Annotated in this window: 15 protein-coding genes; 2 read left to right on the forward strand and 13 right to left on the reverse strand. The window is 70.0% G+C overall.

The genetic code is table 11. From position 1 onward, the window contains the following. Positions 1 to 126: 126 nt before the first annotated feature. The 6 genes from recR to ASE44_RS00295 form a co-directional block, all read right to left on the reverse strand. Positions 127 to 726 (reverse strand): recombination mediator RecR, encoded by a 600-nt coding sequence (recR, locus tag ASE44_RS00270; RefSeq protein ID WP_056014479.1) that lies wholly within the window; start codon positions 724 to 726, stop codon positions 127 to 129. 3 nt (positions 727 to 729) lie between these two features. After that, entirely contained in the window at positions 730 to 3,333 is a 2,604-nt protein-coding gene (locus ASE44_RS00275; RefSeq protein WP_056776350.1) for a DNA polymerase III subunit gamma and tau, read from the reverse strand. A 72-nt stretch (positions 3,334 to 3,405) separates the two neighbouring features. After that, on the reverse strand, positions 3,406 to 5,163 hold the full coding sequence (locus ASE44_RS00280; protein ID WP_056776353.1) for a beta-galactosidase: 1,758 nt from the start codon (positions 5,161 to 5,163) through the stop codon (positions 3,406 to 3,408). A 169-nt stretch (positions 5,164 to 5,332) separates the two neighbouring features. After that, positions 5,333 to 6,685: a sugar ABC transporter substrate-binding protein gene (locus ASE44_RS00285; RefSeq protein ID WP_056014470.1), complete on the reverse strand. Its 1,353-nt coding sequence runs from the start codon at positions 6,683 to 6,685 to the stop codon at positions 5,333 to 5,335. A 131-nt stretch (positions 6,686 to 6,816) separates the two neighbouring features. Next, positions 6,817 to 7,767 carry a carbohydrate ABC transporter permease gene (locus tag ASE44_RS00290; protein WP_056014467.1) on the reverse strand — a complete coding sequence of 317 codons (951 nt, stop codon included), beginning with the start codon at positions 7,765 to 7,767 and terminating at the stop codon, positions 6,817 to 6,819. Then, the gene (locus ASE44_RS00295) at positions 7,767 to 8,690 is read right to left on the reverse strand and encodes a carbohydrate ABC transporter permease (protein ID WP_056014464.1); all 924 of its coding nucleotides are present in this window, start codon (positions 8,688 to 8,690) and stop codon (positions 7,767 to 7,769) included. The genes ASE44_RS00290 and ASE44_RS00295 overlap by 1 nt, the downstream gene beginning before the upstream one ends. Positions 8,691 to 8,836: 146 nt before the next feature. Between ASE44_RS00295 and ASE44_RS00300 the strand changes: the two genes are divergently transcribed. Together ASE44_RS00300 and ASE44_RS18105 are read left to right on the forward strand one after the other, a co-directional pair. After that, positions 8,837 to 9,877, forward strand: a complete 1,041-nt coding sequence (locus ASE44_RS00300) for a LacI family DNA-binding transcriptional regulator (RefSeq protein ID WP_056776355.1) — start codon at positions 8,837 to 8,839, stop codon at positions 9,875 to 9,877. Between the two features lie 134 nt (positions 9,878 to 10,011). Further along, positions 10,012 to 13,911, forward strand: coding sequence for a glycoside hydrolase (locus ASE44_RS18105; protein ID WP_082455554.1), 3,900 nt, complete (start codon positions 10,012 to 10,014; stop codon positions 13,909 to 13,911). Between the two features lie 194 nt (positions 13,912 to 14,105). Here ASE44_RS18105 and ASE44_RS00310 read toward each other — a convergent pair whose 3' ends face one another. From ASE44_RS00310 to ASE44_RS18650, 7 genes are all read right to left on the reverse strand, one after another. Further along, the gene (locus ASE44_RS00310) at positions 14,106 to 14,375 is read right to left on the reverse strand and encodes an HPr family phosphocarrier protein (protein WP_056014456.1); all 270 of its coding nucleotides are present in this window, start codon (positions 14,373 to 14,375) and stop codon (positions 14,106 to 14,108) included. An 85-nt stretch (positions 14,376 to 14,460) separates the two neighbouring features. Further along, positions 14,461 to 16,518, reverse strand: a complete 2,058-nt coding sequence (locus ASE44_RS00315) for a fructose-specific PTS transporter subunit EIIC (RefSeq protein ID WP_056776358.1) — start codon at positions 16,516 to 16,518, stop codon at positions 14,461 to 14,463. 58 nt (positions 16,519 to 16,576) lie between these two features. Beyond that, positions 16,577 to 17,602, reverse strand: a complete 1,026-nt coding sequence (locus ASE44_RS00320) for a 1-phosphofructokinase family hexose kinase (RefSeq protein ID WP_056014450.1) — start codon at positions 17,600 to 17,602, stop codon at positions 16,577 to 16,579. Beyond that, positions 17,599 to 18,387 (reverse strand): DeoR/GlpR family DNA-binding transcription regulator, encoded by a 789-nt coding sequence (locus ASE44_RS00325; protein WP_056776360.1) that lies wholly within the window; start codon positions 18,385 to 18,387, stop codon positions 17,599 to 17,601. The genes ASE44_RS00320 and ASE44_RS00325 overlap by 4 nt, the downstream gene beginning before the upstream one ends. Before the next feature lie 252 nt (positions 18,388 to 18,639). Beyond that, positions 18,640 to 19,683 carry an HTTM domain-containing protein gene (locus ASE44_RS00330; protein ID WP_056776363.1) on the reverse strand — a complete coding sequence of 348 codons (1,044 nt, stop codon included), beginning with the start codon at positions 19,681 to 19,683 and terminating at the stop codon, positions 18,640 to 18,642. After that, complete coding sequence (locus ASE44_RS00335; protein ID WP_056776365.1) at positions 19,680 to 20,645, reverse strand: DUF5819 family protein; 966 nt, start codon at positions 20,643 to 20,645, stop codon at positions 19,680 to 19,682. Before ASE44_RS00335 ends, ASE44_RS00330 begins: the two co-directional genes overlap by 4 nt. A 116-nt stretch (positions 20,646 to 20,761) precedes the next feature. Beyond that, a complete protein-coding gene (locus ASE44_RS18650) occupies positions 20,762 to 22,147 on the reverse strand; it encodes a hypothetical protein (protein ID WP_162235714.1) in 1,386 nt (461 codons plus the stop codon). Positions 22,148 to 22,385: the final 238 nt, after the last annotated feature.

Below are 22,385 nucleotides of genomic sequence, written 5' to 3' on the forward strand. Positions count from 1 at the left end.
CCCCAACTCAGGAGTTCCCCGGCGCGGCGACGCCCGTCGGGCCCGGCACACCGGCCGACTCCTGAGAAAGGGTCGGTGGGCCGGCGTCAGAGCGGGCTGGAGCGAACGGGTGGGTGGGCCGGCGGCTCAGCCGCTGACGACGGTGCGGCCCTCGAAGGCGCGCCCGAGGGTGACCTCGTCGGCGTACTCGAGGTCGCCGCCGACGGGCAGGCCGGAGGCGAGTCGGGTGATGCGGATCCCCATTGGGAGCAGCAGCCGACTGAGGTAGGTGGCGGTCGCTTCGCCCTCGAGGTTCGGGTCGGTCGCGATGATGACCTCGGTGACCGTGCCGTCGGCCAGACGCTGCATGAGTCGCCGGATGTTGAGGTCGTCGGGCCCGACGCCGTCGATGGGGCTGATGGCGCCACCGAGCACGTGGTAGAACCCACGGAACTCACGCGTGCGCTCGATGGCGACGACGTCCTTGGGCTCTTCGACGACGCAGATGAGCGCCGGGTTCCGCCGTGGATCGCGGCACACACTGCACAGGTTCTGCTCGGAGATGTTGCCGCAGATCTCGCAGAACTTCACCTTCTCGCGCACGACGGTGAGGAGCTCGGCGAGCTTCGACACGTCGAACGACTCCGTCTGGAGGATGTGGAACGCGATGCGCTGCGCCGACTTCGGACCGATGCCCGGCAGTCGCCCGAACTCGTCGATCAGATCTTGGACGATTCCCTCGTACATGGCCTACCGCCCTCCGGAGCGCGGCTCGTGCGGCTGCTCCTCGATGAATGTGGCGCCGAGGAGCTCGCGGACGACGCTCTCGCCGTACCGGTTGTCGCCCGCCGGATGGGATCCCGCCGACGCCGGAGGCGCCTGACGCATCTTGACCAGCGGCTGCCGGCGCTCCGCCACGGGCGGGGCGGCCGAGGCGGCCGGCGCAGGAGTGGCGGGAGCTGAAGCCGCGGGGGCAGAGGCAGGCGCCGCCGGTGCGTCGTAGGGGTCGGGGTACGGCGGCTCGTCGTCCGGCGGGGGTGCGTCGGCGTCGGACGGGATCGAGACCACGTCCCAGGTGACGGTCCGCGAGCCGAGCGCGTCGCCGTTGGCAGGACCTCGGGCGGGCGCCTGCTGGCGCGGCGGTGCGGCCTGCTGGCGCGGCGCGGGCGGAGGGGTCGTCGGGGCGGGGGCTGCGGATCCGGTGGGCTGGGTGGGCTGCGCTTCGACAGGCTCAGGGACCGGAGACGGCTGCGTGGCGGAGGCAGGCAGTGGAGACGAGGTGGGCCCTTCGACAGGCTCAGGGACCCAGGACGGCTGCGTCGCCGAGGCAGGCGCCGGAGATGCCGTGGGCCCTTCGACCGGCTCAGGGACCGGAGACGGCTCGGGCTCGTCGGCCGGCGGGGCGACCGTCGCCCAGGAGGAGGACGAGACCGAGGCCCGCTCCTCGACCGGCGCCGCAGGCGACGGAGCCGGCGACTCGATGACGGCGACGCCGGGACCGCCGGCAGCGGGCTCGGACGAGGACGCGGCGTCCGCTCCTCCGGCAGGCGCGACCGTCGGCCACGACGGGCGGGACGCCGCGGAGGCGGGGCCGCCGGTCGACGACGTCGCTGCGGGCGCTGGGACGTTCTGCGGCAGGCTCGGCGTCGACCAGGCGGACGGCTCCGACGAGGTGGGGCCCGAGGCCGGCGCACCGGCGCGGACCGCCGGGGGCTCCTCGGCACCCGCGACCTTGGCGAGGTACTTGACCCGCACGCCGAGGACGTCGAGCACCGCGGTGCGCAGCACCTCGGCGACCCCGGTGCCCGGGGCGTGGCGTGCCTTGAAGTCGTTGAGGTCGCTGTTGTTCGCGAACACGAGGGTGAGGACCTCGTCGTCGGAGTAGCCACCGACCTGGGCGTTGACGACGATCATCCACGCCTTGCGGTCGGCCTTCTCGACCCGGGCGACGATCTCCGGCCAGGCGTCGCGGACGAGCTGCAGCGTGACCGGGCCGACGCGGGGCGCGGCCTGGGCAGGAGGGGCGACCGGCGCGGGAGCGGCGCGTCCGTCGACCGGCTCGGGGACCGGAGACGATGCGGGGGCCGGGGCCTGTGCGGAAGACGGAGCCGCGGCCGGAACGGCCGGGCTCGAGGCGGGTGCCGGAACCGAGGCCGACGGCGCTGCAGCGCTGGGGTCGGCGGCGACACCGTCGACACCGATGCGGCGCTCGAGGCGCTCGACCCGGACGAGCGCTCCGCGGGCGGAGTCGTCGGCCGCGGGGACGAGGATGCGGGCCATCATGAGTTCGAGGTGGAGCCGTGGCGAGGTCGCGCCCGTCATCTGGGTGAGCGCCTCATTGACGACGTCCGCCGTGCGGGAGAGCTCCGCGATACCGAAGGCTCGCGCCTGGCCGAGCATCTTGTCGAGCTCGTCCTGGGGCAGACCACGCAGCACGGCGGCCGCGTTCTCCCCGGTGGCGGCCACGACGATGAGGTCGCGGAGTCGTTCGAGCAGGTCGTCGACGAAGCGTCGGGGGTCCTGTCCCGTCTGGATGACGCGGTCGACCGTGCTGAACGCGGCCCCGGAATCGCGCGCGGCGAGGGCGTCGACGACCTCGTCGAGCAGCGCGGTGTGCGTGTAGCCGAGCAGCGCGACGGCACGTTCGTAGTCCACCGAGTCGCCCTCCGAGCCGGCCATCAGCTGGTCGAGCAGCGACAGGGTGTCGCGCGCCGAACCGCCACCGGCGCGGACCACGAGCGGCAGGACGCCCGGCTCGACGCCGACGTGCTCGCTGTCGCAGAGCTGCTGCACGTAGTCGAGCATCTGGGCCGGCGGGATGAGCCGGAACGGGTAGTGGTGGGTTCGCGAACGGATGGTGCCGATCACCTTGTCGGGCTCGGTCGTCGCGAAGATGAACTTCACGTGCTCCGGCGGCTCCTCCACGATCTTCAGCAGCGCGTTGAAGCCCTGCGGGGTGACCATGTGCGCCTCGTCGAGGATGAAGATCTTGTAGCGGTCGCGAGCCGGCGCGAAGATCGCGCGCTCGCGGAGATCGCGGGCGTCGTCGACACCGTTGTGGCTGGCGGCGTCGATCTCGACGACGTCGAGCGAGCCCGAGCCGTCGCGTGAGAGGTCGACACAGCTCGCGCAGACACCGCAGGGGGTGTCGGTCGGGCCCTCGGCGCAGTTGAGGCAACGGGCCAGGATGCGGGCCGACGTCGTCTTGCCGCAGCCTCGCGGACCACTGAACAGATAGGCGTGATTGACCCGGTTGGTGCGCAGGGCCGTCATGAGGGGATCGGTGACCTGCGCCTGACCGATCATCTCGGCGAACGTCTCGGGCCGATACCGGCGATACAGAGCAGTGACCACCCACCAATGGTAGCCGTCGCCCCCGACATCGGGGCCGCCGATGGAAGCGGACGGCCACCGCTCGGACGGCGCCTAGAACTCCACGGGACCGAGCGACGGACGGGCCAGGAAGGAGAGCTCCGGCGCGGTCAACGCGTGGAACTCGAACACGGTGAACCGGTTCGCCCCCGCACGCAGTTGGCCTCCCGGGACGTAGAGCGTGTGCTGCGGCCCCCGCGACCAGTAGCGGCCCAGCAGGAAGCCGTTCACCCAGACGAGTCCCTTGCCCCAGGCGGCGGTGTCGAGGAACAGGTCGGTGGGTGCATCGAGCGTCACGGTCGCGGTGAGCAGCACCGGGCCGGCACCGCTGATCCGTGCGCCAAGCGTCCGCGACGCCGCGGCGTCGACGACCTCGTCGAGTCGGTCGAGGGCGATCGGCGCGATCCCCCAGGCGGCCAGTTCGACGCCGTCGAGCGACACGGGCCCGATGATGCCCTTCGGCTCACCGAGGCGTCTGCCGTAGTTGACGCGTCCCTGGTTCTCGAGGAGGAGTTCGAGCGTCTCGCCCGCCGGGATCACGAGGGAACGCTCCTGGAACTCGCGGGTCAGCGTCCCGACCGGCACGCCGTCGACGGACACGACGACGCGGTCGCGCACCTCGGCGAACCGCAGCACGCCGCCACGTCCACCGAGCCGCGCACGGTAGCGTGCGAGACCGCTGAAGGCCCCGAGTTCGTCCATCGTCGGGATCCGGTCGAACGCTTCGAGCGGTGCGAGCTCGTCGGCGACCTGCGCGAAGGGCACCTCGGACTCGAACGCGGCGGTGAACGCCGGCGCGTCCGCCGCGGCGGGCGGGACCTCCGTCGGCACCTCGGCGTACTTCGCGATCACGTCGCGGAAGGCGAAGAACTTCTCCGTCGGGTGACCGGCCTCGTCGAGCGGGGCGTCGTAGTCGTAGGACGTGACGTGGGAGCGGTACTGCCCCTTGTCGTTCGCGCCGCCGGTGAACCCGAAGTTCGTGCCGCCGTGGAACATGTAGATGTTGACCGATGCACCCGCGGCGAGCAGCGCGTCGAGGTCGGCGGCCGTCTCCGCCACCGGGGTCGTGTGGTGGTGCTCGCCCCAGTGGTCGAACCAGCCGTCCCAGAACTCCGAGCACATGAGCGGCCCGGTCGGCTGGTGCTCCCGCAGGGTCGCGAGGCGTTCGAGCGAACGGCTGCCGAAGGAACCGGTCTTGTGCAGCTCGGGGATGCTTCCGTCCTCGAGCATCTGCGCGGTCGGCTGGTCGACCGTCGTCAGCGGCACGGTGATCCCGAGCTCTCGGGTCCAGGCGGTCAGGGTGCGGAGGTAGTCGTGGTCGTCGCCGTAGGCGCCGTACTCGTTCTCGACCTGCACGAGGATGACGGGTCCACCGCGGTCGATCTGCCGCGCGGTGACGATCGGGAGGAGCGCTTCGAAGTACTCGCGGACGGCCGCGAGGTACCGGGGTTCGCTCCGACGCAGTCCGAGCTCCGGGTCGTGGAGCAGCCAGCCCGGCAGCCCGCCGTTGTCCCACTCGGCGCAGATGTAGGGGCCGGGGCGCACGATCGCGTACATGCCGGCCTCGGCGATGAGGTCGAGGAAGCGCTCGAGGTCGTTGGTGCCGGTGGTGTCGAACACGCCGCGCTCGGGGCTGTGCTGGTTCCAGGCCACGTACGTCTCGATCGTGTTGAGCCCCATGAGCTTCGCCTTCGCGATGCGGTCCGCCCACTGCTCGGGGTGCACCCGGAAGTAGTGGAGGGCTCCGGAGAGGATCCGGAACGGCTGGCCGTCGAGCAGGAAGTCGTCGGCGCCGATGGAGAACGTGGGCATGCTGGGGCTCCGTGATGAAGAGGTCGGGATGGAGCGACCGTGGCCGGCCCGGCGAGACCCGTGCGGGTCCGCCGACCGGCCACGGTCGATGGTGCTGGTGGTGCAGGTGCCCGCGGTCTCGCTGCAGGCCGGGCCACCGGCTCCGGGAGGGACCGGAGCCGGTGGACGACTACTTCTCGGTGACCGTGAAGCCCTGCGTGTTGCCGTACTCGACGAGCTGCTTCTGCCAGTCGGCCAGACCGTCGTTCAGGTCTGCCCGGTTGGCGTAGGACTGCCCGACGGTGTCGGCGAAGATGCTGTTCGCGTAGACCTGGTAGGGCAGGTACTGCCAACCCGTCGACACGTCCTTGGCACCCTGGACGAGCACCTCGTTGATCTTCTGTCCACCGAAGTACTCGGGGGCCGCGGAGAGGAACTCGTCGGAGTTCAGGTCGGCGGTGGTCGCCGGGAAGCCGCCGTTGTCGAGGAAGACCTTGACGCTCTCCTCGTCGTTGTTCAGCCACTTGAGGAAGCCCGCGGCGAGCGCCGGGTTCTTGCTCTGCTTGAGCACGACCTGGCCGCCGCCGCCGTTCTCGGCGTTGGCCGGCTTGCCGTCGTAGGTCGGGATCGGGGCGACGCGCCACTGGCCGGAGGCCTCGGCGACGGACGACTCGAGCACGCCGGGCATCCAGGCACCGGTGATGAGGGTCGCGATGCTGCCGTTGCCGAGCGACTTGTACCAGTCGTCGCTCCACCCGGGGACGTCGGAGAGCAGGTCACCCTCGACGAGCTGGTTCCAGGTGTCGGCCCACTTCTTCGAGCCCTCGTCGGCGAGGTTGACGCTCACCTTGGTGCCGTCGGCGGTGAAGGGACGTCCACCGGCCTGCCAGATCATGCTGGTTGCGAAGCCGGAGTCACCGGAGTCGTTGGTGATGTACTTCGACGGGTCGGCGGTGTGCAGCTGGGCCGCGGCGGCGATGTACTCGTCCCAGGTGGTCGGGACGGCGATGCCGTACTGGTCGAACACCGTCTTGTTGTAGAACATGGCCATGGGGCCGGAGTCCTGCGGGAGGGCGTACAGGCCGTCGCCGATGTTGACGGAGCTCCACGGGCCGGGGCTGTAGTCGTCCTTGAGGTCGCCGAAGCCGTAGGCGTTGAGGTCGACGAGGGAGTCGCTCAGCGCGAACTGCGGGATGGCGTAGTACTCGACCTGCGCGACGTCCGGGGCACCCTTGCCGGCCTTGATCGCGTTCTGCAGCTTCGTGTACTCGGTGGTGTTGGTGCCCGCGTTCACGAGGTTGACCTTCACCTTGGGGTAGGCCTTCTCGAACGCGGCGACCTGGGCCTCCGCGGACGGGGTCCACGACCAGTAGGTCAGCTCGCCACCGGCCTCGAGGGCCGATTCGATGTCCTTGGCGTCGCCAGAGGCGGTGGTGCCGCCGCCGGACGAGCAGGCGACGAGCGAGGCTCCGATCATCGCGGACGCGACGGCCGCCGTGGCCGCGCGGCGCAGGACCGTGCGGGACGGTGAGATGCGCTTCATGGGTGTTTCCTTTCACTGCGTTGGGAGGAGGAGTGGTGCTGGTGGCCCTTCGACAAGCTCAGGGACCGGGGGAAAGCGGTTGTGGACCGGTGCCCTTCGACAAGCTCAGGGACCGGACGGACGGGAGCAGATCAGCCCTTGACGCTGCCGGCGCTGAGGCCGGACTGCCAGAAGCGCTGCAGGAAGAGGAACGCGATGACGATCGGGACGATGGTCAGGAGCGATCCGGTGATCACGAGGTTGAAGATCGGCTGGGCCGCGACACCCGTGGCCTGCGCGCTCCATTGACTGAGGCCGACGGTGAGCGGGTACCAGGTGGGTTCGGAGAGCATGATCAGCGGCAGGAAGTAGTTGTTCCAGGTCGCGACGATCGCGAAGAGGAGGACCGTGACGATGCCGGGACCGAGCAGCCGGAGCGAGATCGTGAAGAAGGTGCGGAACTCCCCCGCGCCGTCCATCCGTGCCGCTTCGAGCAGTTCGGTGGGCACGGCGTCGACCGCGTACGTCCAGATCAGGTAGAGGCCGAACGGGCTGACGAGCGAGGGCAGGATGACAGCCCACGGCGTGTTCGTCAGGCCGAGCTGGCTGAACATGAGGAACGTCGGCACGGCGAGCGCGGTTCCGGGCACCGCGATGGAGCCGAGGATGATCGCGAAGACCGCACGCTTGCCCGGGAACCGGAACTTCGCGAGCCCGTAGCCGCCGATCGTCGCGAGGAGGGTCGCCCCACCGGCGCCGACGACGACGTAGAGGAGCGTGTTGCCGAACCAGCCGACGAACTGGCCGTCGCGGTAGGTCACGGTGTCGACGATGTTCTGCCACAGGTTGAACCCGCCGTCGCCGAACCAGAGGCCGAAGGACGAGAACAGGTCGGGCTGTGACTTCGTCGCGTTGATGACGAGCCAGAGGATCGGGACGACGGAGTAGATGAGGAACACGGCCATGACGATCGTCAGGACGAGCGAGCGCTTGCGTCGCGGATCGTGGCGCTTCCGGGTGGGGCGGTCGAAGGCGCGTGCGTTGCGGGCGGTGCTCGTCGAGACGGTCTGCGGACGCACGGTGGGGTTCGAGACGGTGGCCATCAGCTGTTCTCCTGTCGGGAGCCGCGCACCTGCACGACGTAGGCGATGACGGCGGTGATGACGCCCATGATGATCGCGACCGTCGCCGCGAGGTTGAACTGCTGCCCCGCGAAGGACAGGTTGTAGGCGTACATATTCGGTGTGAAGTTGCTCGTGATCACGTTGGGGGCGAGGTTCTTCAGCAGGTTCGGCTCGTTGAAGAGCTGGAATGAGCCGATGACGGAGAAGATCGTCGCGATGACGAGTGCGCCGCGGAGGGCCGGGATCTTGATGCTGAAGACCGTGCGGAACTGTCCGGCGCCGTCGATCTCGGCCGCCTCGTAGATCTCGCCGGGCACCACCCGGAGGGCGGCATAGAAGATGAGCATGTTGTAGCCCATGAACTCCCACGTGACGATGTTGCCGATGGAGGCGAGGACGGCCTGCGAACTGAACGGCTCGAGGATCTGCGCGCCGACGAGGTCGTTGAAGCTGCCCGCGAGCCCGAACTGGTCGCCGTAGATGAAGCCCCAGATGAGTGCGGCGACGACGCCAGGCACCGCGTACGGCAGGAAGAGGGCGATGCGGAAGAACGCGGCGCCGTGCAGCCGGGCGCTGTCGAGCGCGAGTGCGGCCGTGAGCGACAGGGCCAGCATGATCGGCACCTGCACGACGAAGAACAGCGCGACGCGGCCGAACGGTTCCCAGAACTTCGGGTCCTGGAAGACCTGGAGGTAGTTGTCGAACCCGACGAAGGCGTTGCCACCGATGAGCTTCTCCTGGAAGAAGCTGAGGTAGAGCGCGTAGACGAGGGGCGCGATGATCATCAGCGCGAAGACGATCATGAAGGGGGCGATGAACGCCCACCCCTTCCAATCCCGGCGGTCGCGGCGGTGGACGCGGACCGCTGGTGGCCGGCCGGTGCGAGCGGTCGTGGTGGTCATGGGCAGCTTCCTTGCTGGATTCGGGTGGAACCGTCGTGCGGTGTGGCGTGGTGGGGATGTCGTCGGTGATGTTTACGTCAACATCTGTTCGGTACCATAGCATGTTCACGTCAACATGCAAGGATGGATGCGACGATAGGGAGACCATGACGGACACCACTCGGCGAGCGCCCGGCCGCGCCAGACGTGCGCCTTCCATGGCGGACGTCGCCGCCCACGCCGGCGTCTCCTCGCAGACGGTGTCGCGTGTCGCGAACGGCCTCACGAACGTCGACGACACCACCCGCGACCGCGTCCTCGAGGCGATGACGGAACTCGGCTACCGCCCGAACCGGGCCGCACGCGCCCTCCGATCCGGTCGCACCCGCAGCATCGGCATCACGATGTTCACCCTCTCCTCCTACGGCAACATGCGCACGCTCGATGCGATCACCGTGCAGGCGGCGCGGGCCGGGTACTCCGTCACCGTCGTCCCGGTCGAGTACCCCACGCAGCGCGATGTCGCCGTCGCGCTCGACAGCCTCCGCGAGCAGGACGTCGACGGGCTCATCATCGTGATCGAGTCACACATCGTCGACGGCGCCGACGTCGAGCTGCCGGCCGGCCTGCCCGTCGTCGTCATCGACTCGGCCGCGCGCACCGACTACCCGGTCGTCGACAACGACCAGGCGCAGGGTGCGGCACTCGCCACCCAGCACCTCCTCGACCTCGGGCACCAGGGCGTGTGGCACATCGCCGGACCCCGCACCTCCTACTCGGCGGCTCGTCGGGAGCAGAGCTGGGGCGACACCCTGCGCGCGGCCGGCATCACGCCGCCACCCGCGTTCCGTGGTGACTGGTCGACGACCTCCGGCTACGAGATCGGCCTCGAGATCGCCGAGCGCCCGGAGATCACCGCCGTCTTCGCCTCGAACGATCAGATGGCGCTCGGACTCCTGCGCGCCCTGCACGAACGCGGGCGGGCCGTGCCGGGGTCGATCAGCGTGGTCGGCTTCGACGACACCCCGGAGTCCGACTCCTTCTGGCCGCCGCTCACGACGGTGCACCAGGACTTCGACGAGATCGGCCGACGGGCGATCACGACCCTCCTCCGCGAGATCGAGGAGGGCCCGTCGGCGTCCTCCGAGCCGTTGACGCCGACCCGCCTCGTCGTGCGCGCGAGCACCGCTCCCCCACCCACGCGCTGACCGGCACCCTTGACACCCGAGTGAGGGGTCGCCCATACTCGTCGGAAATGTTGACGTGAACATCGCGACGTCGTGTCGCGGAATGTTCACGTGAACATCGATCTGCTCCACGGCCTCCAACGAAGGAACCACCGATGACACTGCCGTCACCAGTCCGCCGCCGAACGATCGGAGCGACCGTCGCGGTCGCCCTCGGCATCGCCGCGATCGCGCCAGCCCTCGCCACCGTGGAGGCGACGCCTGCAACCGCTGCGGAGGGCACCGCCCTGACCATCACGCCGAACCCCGCCTACCAGAACGAGGCCTTCGAGGGTTGGGGCACGAGCCTCGTCTGGTTCGCCAACGCGACCGGCGACTACCCCGCCGACGTCCGCCAGGACCTCTTCGACAAGGTGTTCGGCGAGGACGGCCTCAACCTCAACATCGCGCGGTACAACATCGGCGGCGGCAACGCGAGCGACGTCCCGCCCTACCTCCGCGCCGGCGGCGCCGTCGACGGCTGGTGGAACCCGGACCTCGGCGCGAGCGACGCGGACGGACCGATCACCTCCGACTACGCCGACCGCGACCGCTACGCCGCCGCCTGGGACGCCGACGACCCGGCCTCCTACGACTTCACCGCCGACGAGACCCAACGCTGGTGGCTCACGGCCCTCAAGGACAAGATCACGAAGTGGGAGGCCTTCAGCAACTCCCCGCCGTACTTCATGACCGAGAGCGGCTACGTCTCCGGGAACTACAACGCCGCCGACGAGCAGCTGAAGCCCGAGAGCGTCGACGACTTCGTCGCGTACCTCACCACCGTCGTCGACCACCTCGAGGCCGACACCGGCATCGACTTCGACACGATCGACCCGTTCAACGAGCCGAACACGAACTACTGGGGCACGCAGATCGACGAGGCCACGGGTTGGCCGAAGGGCGGCCGGCAGGAGGGCGCACACATCGGTCCCGCCATGCAGGACACCGTCATCAAGGCCCTCGCCGAGCGCCTGGCGGCCGAAGGCACGTCCACCGAGGCGGTCATCGCCGCGATGGACGAGACCAACCCGGGCATCTTCGCCACCAACTGGAACGGCTGGTCGCAGACCGCCAAGGACCTCGTCACGCAGCTGAACGTCCACAGTTACGGACAGGGCGGCAGCGTCGTCGCACGCGACATCGCGAAGACCGCCGGCAAGCCGCTCTGGATGAGCGAGGTCGAGGGCGACTGGGACTCCAGCGGCCAGCACAACCTCACGAACATCGACAACGGCATCGGGATGGCGACGCACCTCATCGACGACCTCCGGAACCTCGAGCCGACGGCCTGGGTCCTCTGGCAGCCGGTCGAGGACCTCTACAACATGGAGAAGGTCGAGAAGCTCAACTGGGGCAGTGTGCTCATCGACTTCGACTGCAACGCCGAGGGCGACTCCGAGCGCCGCATCGCCGACGGTGACGCCGATCCGAGCTGCTCCGTCCAGACGAACGCGAAGTACAACACGCTCCGCAACTTCACCCACTACGTGCAGCCCGGCGACCACCTCATCCCCTCCACCGACGCGGAGACCACCACGGCCCTGCGCGCCGACGGCACGGGTGCGACGCTCGTCCACGCGAACCCGTCGACCTCCGCTCGGACGATCACCATCGACCTGTCGAAGTTCGCGGACATCGCCCCGGGCGCGACGGTCACCCCGGTCGTCACCACCGAGTCCCCCGCGGACGATGTGACGGCGAACGCCCTCGTCGAGGGCGCGGCCGTCGCGATCGACCCCGTCACCAAGCAGGCGACGCTGACCGTCCCGGCGAAGTCGGTCACCACCTTCCTCGTCGATGGCGCGACCGGTGTCGCCGCGGATGCCGCACCGTTCCAGGACGGGCACGGCTACCAGCTCGTCGGCAAGCAGAGCGCGAAGGCGTTCACCGCGTCCAGCACCACCGGCACGGTCCCGGCCGGCACGATCGCGCCTCGCGCGTCCGACGCCACCACCGGTGCCGCACAGGTCTGGACCGCCGAGCTCCTGTCCGGCGGGGGCACCAGCACCGACCGGTATGCGATGCGCAGCGGTTCGGGCGCACTCCTCGCCGCGACGTCGGCCGGCACCTCCCTGGTGACCGCGACCCGGGAACAGGCCGCGACCGACCCGTCCCTGCAGTGGATCCCCACGACCACGAACGGCGCCGAGTGGAGCCTCGTGAACGCGGGCACCAGTCAGGCCCTCGAGGTCGGCGGCCAGTCGACCACGACGGGTGCCGCGGTCGGCGTCTACCAGTCGAACAACGGCGCGAACCAGACGTGGGCGTTCGTCGACATCGCCCTCACCGGTGTCCAGCCGGTCGTGGCGCAGACCATCGCCGGTGTGCCTGCCGCGCTGCCGGGCACCGTCGTACCGCTCTACGGCACCGTGCAGGGTTCGCCCGTCCCGGTCACGTGGGACACCTCGGCGGTGGACTGGAACACCCCCGGCACAATCGTCGTGACCGGGTCCGGCACGGATGGGTGGGGAACGATCTTCTCCGCCCAGGCGACCGTCGACATCGGCGGGTTCACCAGCACGGAGCCCGTCTCGCTGACCGTCGCCGCCGGCACACCGGCGAGCGCCGTGATCGACGCCGTCCCGGCCACCGTCCCCGCACAGATCGGGGCGAGCGCCAACCGCTTCGACGCCGCGGTGACGTGGGACGTCGACTCGCTGACCGACGAGGACTTCGCCGAACCCGGCGTCGTCCGGGTGACGGGCACTGCGGTCTCCAACGACCCGGCAGCCGCACCGATCGACGCACTCCTGTCGGTCATCGTGACGGCTCCCGGCGAGCGCAACATCGCTCCCGACCCGACGACCGTCGCGAGTGCGACGTCGACGGAGTCCGGCTACCCCGCGAGCAACACGACGAACGGCGTGCGCACCGACAAGGGCTGGTCAAACTGGCGCTCGTCGGACAAGCCGGCGGGTGACACGCTCAGCTACGAGCTGGGTTCCGCGCAGACGGTCGAGCATGTGACGTTCTACGCCTACAAGGACGGTGGGACGAACAGTTGGCCGAGTGCGCTGACGGTGCAGTACCGCGACGCCGACGGGACGTGGATCGACGCACCGGGCGGAGCGGTCACCGTGCCTGCGAGCGGGACGGCGCCGGTCGTCGACGTCGACCTCGGTGGCGTGTCGACCACGGCCGTGCGCGTCGTCATGACGGCCTACCCGAACACGCACCTGGTCGTCTCCGAGGTGGAGATCTACGCGCTCGCGCCGTCGGTCGCCACCGAAGCCGGCCTCGCGGCACTGCGCGTGAACGGCACGCCGGTCGAGGGCTTCGACGCAGGCGTCCTCGAGTACGAGGTGCCGCTGGCGGGTTCCGCGGATCCCGTGATCGATGCGGTCCCCGCCGACCGCGACGCGACGGTCACGATCGAACCGCTCGCCGCTGCTCCGGCTGCTGCAGCCCGTGCTGCGGCCGACGCGAGCGACGGCGTCGTCATCACGGTGACGGCGGCCGACGGTACGACCACGCAGTCGACGACGATCACCTTCGCCCGGACGGCGGTCGCGACCGCGACGCTCTCGAGCGTGGCGCGCGAAGGGGTGGCGACGACCGCGGCGGTCGTCCTCGACCCGGAGGACGCGACCGTGGTCTACGCGTGGCTGCTCGACGACGAGGTGATGGACGGGGCCGACACGGCGACGTTCACCCCGCCCGCCGGCAGTGCCGGTGCCGCGCTCGCGGTTCGGGTCGCGGTCTCGGCCGACGGCTTCGCGCCGGTCGAGACGACGTCCGCACCCGTGACCGTCCTGGCCGCCGTGGTGGACCCGGGAACCGATCCCGGCACCGACCCGGGCACGAACCCCGGAACCGGGCCCGGCACGGGCTCCGGTGGCGGCACGGTCGGGAGCGGTGACGGCACGAGCTCACCCTCGGGTGGTTCGACCACGGGTGCCGACTCGCTGTCGCGCACGGGTGTCGACGTGTCGACCGTCGGGCTGGTCGCACTGCTGCTCGGCATCGTCGGCTTCGGCTCCGTGCTCGTCGCGCGACGCCGACGCTCGGCCTAGCCGACCGCGCCTCGACAGGCTCGGTGACCGGATCCCCGGTCCCTGAGCCTGTCGAAGGGCACCCGACGAACACCGCACTTCGACAAGCTCAGTGACCAGACCCTTTCCGGTCCCTGAGCCTGTCGAAGGGCAGCAACGACGGAACCCCGCCACCCGAGCTGACTCGGGTGGCGGGGTTCCGTCGTTGCGGGTGACTACTCGGCGTCGAGGTCCGTCTCGAGGAGGCCGGCGAGTTCGGCGAGCGCCTCGTCGGCGCCCTCGCCCTCGGCACGGAGGGTGACGACGTCACCGTTCGTGGCGCCGAGGCTCATGATCGTGAGGATGCTGGAGGCGTCGAGCGGCCCGGAGTCGCCGAGCTCGATCGTGACGGGCACCGGCTGGCGCTTGACCGTCTCGATGAAGAGCTTGGCGGGGCGGGCGTGCAGCCCGACGCGGCTGGCGATGGTGGCTTGGCGTTCGGCCATGATGATGCTCCTTCTCAGGTTCGGTGTCGAGTGGACGGGCCTGACCAGTGGATCAGGTCCGGCTGTGGATCAGGCCCGGAGTGGGTCAGACGGTGGCCGGGCGGACGGTCGCCTGCTCGGTGCCGACGGCGGAGGTTGCGGCGTCCGCACCCTCCACCGGGCGACGGCGGGCGAACCGCTTGAGCAGGACGACGGCGACGGCGGTGATGACGGTGCCGACGAGGACCGACACGGCGAACATCGCGAAGTTGCCGATCGCGAAGAACACGAACACACCACCGTGCGGTGCCTGCGACGTGACGCCCGTCGCCATGATGAGCGCACCGGTGGCGGCACCACCGAGGATCGACGCCGGGATGACGCGGAACAGGTCGGCGGCGGCGAACGGGATGGCACCCTCACTGATGAACGCGGCGCCGAGCAGCCAGGCCGCCTTGCCGTTCTCCCGCTCGACGGCGGTGAACGAACGACGGCTGAGGACGGTCGAGGCGAGGGCCATCGCGAGCGGCGGCACCATACCGGCTGCCATGACGGCGGCCATGATCTGCCACGGTGCCTGGTTGGCGAGCGTGCCGGCACCGAGACCGGCGACGGCGAACGAGTACGCGACCTTGTTGACGGGGCCACCGAGGTCGAACGCCATCATCGTGCCGAGGATGACACCGAGCAGGATCGCCGAGACACCGGTGAGGCTGGACAGCCACGTGTTGAGGCCACCCATGAGTGCGGCGATCGGACCACCGAGGACGAGGATCATCAGACCGGAGGCGACGATCGAGCCGAGCAGCGGGATGATCACGACGGGCATGAGCCCACGCAGCCAGCGCGGCACGTTCAGGCGGCCGAGGCCGTAGGCGACACCACCGGCGAGCAGACCGCCGACGAGTCCGCCGAGGAAGCCGGCGCTCATGAGGAGGGCGACGGCACCGGCGACGAACCCGGGCGCGATGCCCGGTCGGTCGGCGATCGCGTAGGCGATGTAGCCGGCGAGGGCGGGGACGAGGAACTTCATGGACGCGTCACCGATGGAGAACGCGACGGCACCGAGGTAGGTGCCGAGGCCGCCCGCCGGGAGGTTCGCGAGGCTGTTCTCGACGATGATCTTGCCGGCGTTCTCCGTGATGTTGTACCCACCGAGGAGGAAGCCGAGCGCGATGAGGAGACCGCCACCGGCGACGAACGGGATCATGTAGCTGACACCCGTGAGGAGCCAACGCTTGATCGACTGACCGACGTTCGCGTCCTTCTTGTCCGACGTCGAGGCGGACGCCTCACCCGCCGCAGCGGCGACGCGCGGGGCGTTCGGGTTGGAGATCGCGGCGACCGCGTCGTTGATGAGCTGCTCGGGCGCATCGATGCCGCGCTTGACCGGCGCCTTGATGACGGGCTTGCCGGCGAAGCGGGCGACGTCGCGGACGTCCACGTCGACCGCGAAGATGACCGCCTGCGCCTTCGCGACGACATCGGCGGGCAGCGGGGTCGCGCCGGACGCGCCCTGCGTCTCGACGTGGAGTTCGACACCGAGGCGCTTGGCGGTGGCGGCGAGCGAGTCGGCCGCCATGTAGGTGTGGGCGATGCCGGTGGCGCAGGACGTGACCGCGATGAGGACGGGGCGGTTCGCCTCGCCCGCGGACTCGACGGGAGCCGAGGCGGCGCGCTCCGCAGCGGGTGCCGTGGCGGCCTTCGGGGCGTCGCCGAGCGCACCCTCGACGAGGGAGACGACGGCTGCTGCGTCGGGGGCCTCACGGAGCGAGGTCACGAACTCGGGCTTGATGAGCGAGCGGGCGAGCTTCGACAGCAGTGCCAGGTGCGCCTGATCGGCACCATCCGGAGCGGCGATGAAGAAGAGGAGGTCCGCGGGGCCGTCGTCGGAACCGAAGTCGACGAGCGGCGAGACGCGGGCCATCGCGAGCGTCGGCTCGGTGACGGCGGCGGAACGGCAGTGCGGGATCGCGATGCCGCCGGGGATGCCGGTGTCTGTCTTGCTCTCGCGAGCCCAGGCGTCGGCGAACAACGCGTCGGTGTCGGTGGCACGGCCGGCCCGGACGACGAGCTCGGCGAGCGCGCGGATGACGCCCGCGCGATCGGTGCCGAGGTCGGCGTCGAGGGCGACGAGGCCGGTGGTGATCAATGGGGTGGACATCTGGGTTCTCCTTCGAAACGGATGCTGCTGCTGCTTCGGTTGGTACGTGGTCGGTGGATCAGGGACGCATGAGGTGCAACGCCCGGTCACCGAGCCTGTCGAGATGCGGAAGCGGGCCGACGTCGATGGCTGCGGCGTCGGTCTCGCTGAGCGCCGGGACGTCGCTGCCGGGGAGCGCCGCGGCTGCGGCTCCGTGGGCGACGGCCTGCGCGAGGCGGGCTGCAGGCGGGAGGCCTGCGGTGTGCGCGATCAGGTAGCCGGCGAGGGAGGAGTCCCCCGCGCCGACGGTGCTGCGCGCCACGATCTTCGGGGCCTGGGCGAACCAGGCCTGGTCGGCTTCGACGAGGACGGCGCCTCGCGAGCCGAGGGTGACGAGGACGGCGACGACGGGGCCGGGCGCCTCGGCAGAGCCGACGAGTGTCGCAGCGACGGCGGCGGCGAGCGCCGGGTCGGCCTCGATGTCCTCGCCGGACGCGGTGCCGGTGAGTTCGGCCAGTTCGGCACCGTTGGGCTTGATGAGGTCGACGCGTTCACCACTGTCCGCGAAGGCGGCGAGGAGGGCGGCGAGCGGTGCGCCGGAGCTGTCGACGGCGACGAGCGGACGACCGTCGGCGGCGAGCGCCCGGGCGGCCCGCACGACCCTGGCGTAGAAGTCGGGTGCGAGGCCGGGCGGCAGGGAGCCGGCGACGACCAACCACTCGGCGCCGGCCGCGGCACGGGCGGTCGCGTCGACGAGCCGAGTGGCGTCGTCCTCGCTGAGGAGCGGCCCCGGCTCGTTGATCTTCGTCGTCGTGCCGTCGGGCTCGGTCAGGGTGATGTTGCGGCGCACGGGCTGCCCGGTCGGGACGGCGAGGACGTCGATGCCTTGGTCGCGGAGCGATTCGACCATCGGGTCGCTCGACTCACCGGGGAGGACGGCGACGGTCGACAGTTCGGCGGCGGCGACGGCCCGTGAGACGTTGACGCCCTTGCCACCCGGCTGCTCACGGCTCGCGAGTGCCCGGAGGACCTCGCCACGCTCGACGACGCCCGGCAGTTCGACGGTGTGGTCGAGGGAGGGGTTGGCGGTCAGGGTGATGATCATGCGACGACCACCTCGACGCCGGCGCCCTCGAAGGCCGTGGCGAGCTCCGCCGCGACGGGTTCGTCGGTGATGACGGTGTCGGTCTCATCGAGGGCGGCGAAGCGGATGAGCGCCTCCTCGCCGAGCTTGGCGGCGTCGGCGAGGACGACGGCCCGGCGGGAACCGCGGACGATCGCGGACTTCACGGCCCCTTCCAGCTCATCGGGCGTGCTCAGGCCGAAGTCGGCGCTCACGCCGTTCGCGCCGACGAAGGCGATGTCGGGACGGAAACGGCCGAGCTCGTCGACGGTGGTGCTGCCGACCGCGGCGCTCGTGATGCCGCGGACCCGACCGCCGAGCAGGTGGAGTTCGACGTGGTCGCAGTGGTGGAGCGTCGCCGCGATCGGCACGGAGTTCGTGATGACGGTGAGCGTCTGGCCGGCGACGGCCGGCCGCCAGGTGACGAGGAGGTCGGCGAGGTGCGCCGTGGTCGTCCCGGCGTCGATGACGATCGAACCACTGAACGTGTCGGGGATGAGGCGGAGGGCGGCACGGGCGATCGTCGCCTTCGCGTCGCGGCGCTGGTCCTGGCGTTCGGCGAGGCTGGCCTCGGCGACGGACGCGCGGGCCGCGGAGACGGCACCGCCGTGGACCCGGCGCAGGATGCCGGAGGACTCGAGCTGGTCGAGGTCGCGGCGGATGGTCTCGGCGGTGACGCCCAGCTCCCGGGAGACGTCGGCGACGGAGACCCGTCCGCTCGTCTTCACCCGGCTGGTGATGTGCTCGTGCCGCTCCGTCGCGTACATGCGTCGTCCTTGACCTTCGTTTCCGGTGTTGCAGGCTTGCAGTGCGAAGAAAGTATCACACAAACACAGGGAAACACAGATCCGGGTACATTCATTCGCCCATTTTTGGGCGAGGGAGCGTTCACTCGCCCAAAAAGGGGCGAACGCACGGGGACGGTTCGAGGGCCGGGACGGACAAGAAGGCGGCGGTCGGCGCAACCGTGGCGCCGACCGCCTGTTCGTCTCGCACCCGAACGCGCGAGACGGTTGGTGTCACGACGGCGAACCGGCCGCCGTCGTGACAGGTCGCTCCGCTGCCTCGCGCCCGACGGACGCCGAGCGATCGGGCAGCAGTTGGCGGAGGACTCCCCCGGCGTGCGTCGCCCATCGGCCGGTGGCCACCCAGGTGCGGTCGCGGACGAACAGCAGGTCGAGGGCGATCATCGCGAGCGAGAACGGCCACAGCCCGAGGAAGAGCCCGATGCCGAGGTGCATGAGGATCGTGAACCCGAGGGCGACGATGCGGGTCGGCCGCCAGAGGACGAGGACGGGGAACAGGAGCTGCACCCACACCGACAGGAACGTCGCGACCCACACGAACGGCGCGATCTGCCAGGCCAGGTCGCTGAGCGCCGGGAACGGGCGGAACACGTCGAGCACGAGCGAGTAGTAGAACGCCGTCCCCTCGCGCCACTCCGGACCCATGAGCTTGTAGATGCCCGAGTTCACGTACACGAGCATGATCTGGTAGCCGCAGAGCAGCACCGCGGTGTTGTTCGCCGCGTTCCCCAACCACTCGGGGATCGCGAGACGCCCGCGCAGGAGGGGGCGTGGCTCCCGGCCCCGCCGACGCGCGAGCCACGCGTCGACCGACCAGTGCCGCGAGAGGTTCGCGAACACGAGGAAGAGGAGGGTGATGCGGAGGATCGTGTCGCCACCGTTCGTGAGCACCGTGCTGTTCGTCGCGAGCCCCACCCAGAACACGAGGAGCACGGGCGTGACGAAGCGGGTCTGCCAGCCGATGAGGAACAGGACGCCCAGCACGATCAACGCCCCGTAGGCGAGGTCGAAGAGGAAGGCGCTGTCCTTCGTGAACACCACTTCGAACAGCGGGAACCAGGCACGACGTCTGGCCTCCGGATCCACCCATCGGGACGCGACACCCCACAGGTAGTGCCGGTCGGCGAGGCTCGTGAGGAGGAAGCTGACGATCGCGATCCCGTAGAGGATGCGCAGCGCGGAGAGGCTGTACCCGGCGTGCTTGGCACCCGTGACCCATCCGGTGAAGCGGTCGAACCACGTGCGGACGGCGTTCATCGTGCACCTCCGTAGCGGCTGATCACGTCGCGGTAGACCGCGAGCGTCTCGGCGTCGATCACGTCATCCACGTGCCGCCAGCCGAAGGTGACGGTGGTGGCGTCGAACTGCTGCTCCTCGGAGAACCGGTTCTCGAAGTCGTTCGGGCGGGTGCGGTCGATCCGCCACCTGACCCGTTCGACGTCCTCGTCGAAGTACGCCGTGGAGAACGCGGTTGCGTACTCCTTCAGCATGTAGTCGTAGCGGAGGAACCGGACGATGTCGCCGCGCCCGGTGCTCGGCGTCCCGCCCACGGCCTCGAGGTCGGCGATGAGTGACTCGGCCGACTGGGCGCGATAGCCGCCACCGTCGGCGCGCTGGATGAAGGTGTCGCGGACGAGCTCCCGCTGCTCGGCGTCGAGCGCGAGATACCGGGCGTTGTAGGCGAGCATCGCGTTCCAGGACGACTTCTGGATGCGCGACGGCTCGGCGTGACCGGGGACGGCCTGCTGCTCGAGCTCCGTGACGTTGACCCAGTCGGACTTGACCAGAGCGCCGTCGGCGTCGCGCCACTGCGCCTGGACGGAGAACGTGATGTTCGTCTTCATGATGCTCGGCGCGAACACGTTCCACTTCTGCGTGAAGTAGGGGCCGGCCGCCGCGACCACGGTACCGCGGACGGGTGTGGTGGGCGAGACGATCACGAGGGTGCCGGCGACGTAGACACCGACGAGGGCGATCGAGACCGCGGCGGCGATGCGCGCGGCGCGCCCCGGCGGTGCCGGCGTCGCTCCCCCGGGGTGTCGGCGGGTGGAGCGTCCCTGGCCGTCGACGGGCTCAGCGGTCGGTCGCTCGGGGTGGGGTTCCTCGAGCAGGCCCGGGTCCTCATGGTGTGCCGGTCCCTGAGCTTGTGCCGGTCCCTCAGCTTGTGCCGGCCCCTGAGCTTGTCGCAGGGCGGCGGATGGTCGTGTGATCGGAGTCACGGTTCCTCCTTGGTGCTGGTGGTGATGAACCGCGGGGGCACCCGTTCGGTGGTGCCGTCCGCGGGAGAAGGAGTGGGCCGCGCCGACCCGAATGCGGCGCGGCCCACGCAGCGGGGTCACTCCATACGCGCCCGTCGCGTAGCCACGAAGGCACCTCCGAGGAGGAGCATCGTGGCGCCGAGTCCCCCGAGCCACAGGCCGTCGAAGCCAGTGCTTGGGAGACCGGGGCGTGACCCCGCTGCGGCGGCCGGTTCGATGACCGTGAAGGCTGTCGCCTCACGCTCGAGCGGCAGCTCGCCGGTCACGGATCCGGAGACCTCCACCCGGTGGTTGCCCAGTTCCATCGCCGAGTGGACGGGGAAGGTGAGGATGGCGTTTCCGAAGGCGTCTGCGACGACCGGGGTGAGAGCGAACGGCGTCGAGAACACCGTGGCCGAGACCGTCTCGCCTGGCTCGAAGCCGGTGGCGTAGACCTCCTGGATCTCCCCGGTACCGCGCATGACCATCACCCACTTGACGGTCGCCTGACGCTCGTCGCCGGCGTCGGTGTCGCCATCGGCGTCAGCCGCGGTGTCGGCGTCGGCTGCGGTGTCCGCGTCGGTGTCGGCGTCAGCTGCCGTGTCCGCGTCAGTCGCGGTGTCGGCGTCAGCTGCCGTGTCCGCGTCAGCGTCAGCCGCTGTGTCCGCGTCGATGTCCGCGTTCAAGTCGACATCGGTGCCGTCGGCGTCAGCGGCGGTGTCGGCCGCGGCATCGGTGTCAGCAGCAGCATCCACATCAGCAGCAGCGTCCGCGTCAGTCGCGGTGTCCGCGTCGACGTCCGCGTTCAAGTCGAGATCAGTGCCGTCCGCGTCAGCGGCGGTGTCAGCAGCAGCATCGACATCAGCGGCAGCATCCACATCGGCAGCGGCGTCCACATCAGCAGCAGCATCCACGTCGGCAGCGGCGTCCACATCAGCAGCAGCATCCACATCAGCGGCAGCGTCCGTGTCCGTGTCAGCAGCAGCGTCGACATCGGCGGCAGCATCCACATCAGCCGCAGCATCGGAGTCGGCCGCAGCGTCCACATCAGCCGCGGCGTCTACGTCAGCGGCAGCATCCGTGTCCGCAGCAGCATCCACATCAGCAGCAGCATCCACATCAGCAGCAGCATCCACGTCAGCAGCGGCATCCACATCAGCAGCAGCGTCCACGTCAGCAGCAGCATCCACATCAGCGGCAGCATCCGCATCAGCGGCAGCGTCGGAGTCCGCAGCAGCATCGACATCAGCAGCAGCGTCGAGGTCCGCAGCAGCGTCCGCGTCGGCAGCAGCATCCACATCGGCCGCGGCGTCTACGTCAGCGGCAGCATCCGTGTCCGCAGCGGCATCCACATCAGCAGCAGCATCGGTGTCAGCCGCAGCATCGGTGTCGGTGTCGGCAGCAGCGTCCACGTCAGCAGCAGTATCCGTGTCAGCGTCAGCATCCACATCGGCAGCAGCATCGGTGTCAGCGGCGGCATCCACGTCAGCAGCAGCGTCGAGGTCCGCAGCAGCGTCCGTGTCGGCAGCAGCGTCCACATCGGCCGCAGCGTCGGTGTCGGCAGCAGCGTCCACGTCAGCAGCAGCATCCGTGTCAGCCGCAGCGTCCACATCGGCCGCAGCATCCGTGTCAGCGGCAGCATCCACATCAGCAGCAGCATCGGTGTCGGCGGCAGCATCCACATCGGCCGCGGCGTCCACGTCAGCGGCAGCATCCGTGTCA

The sequence above is a fragment of the Plantibacter sp. Leaf1 genome (genome assembly GCF_001421315.1).
In the GTDB taxonomy this organism is placed as follows: Bacteria; Actinomycetota; Actinomycetes; order Actinomycetales; family Microbacteriaceae; genus Plantibacter.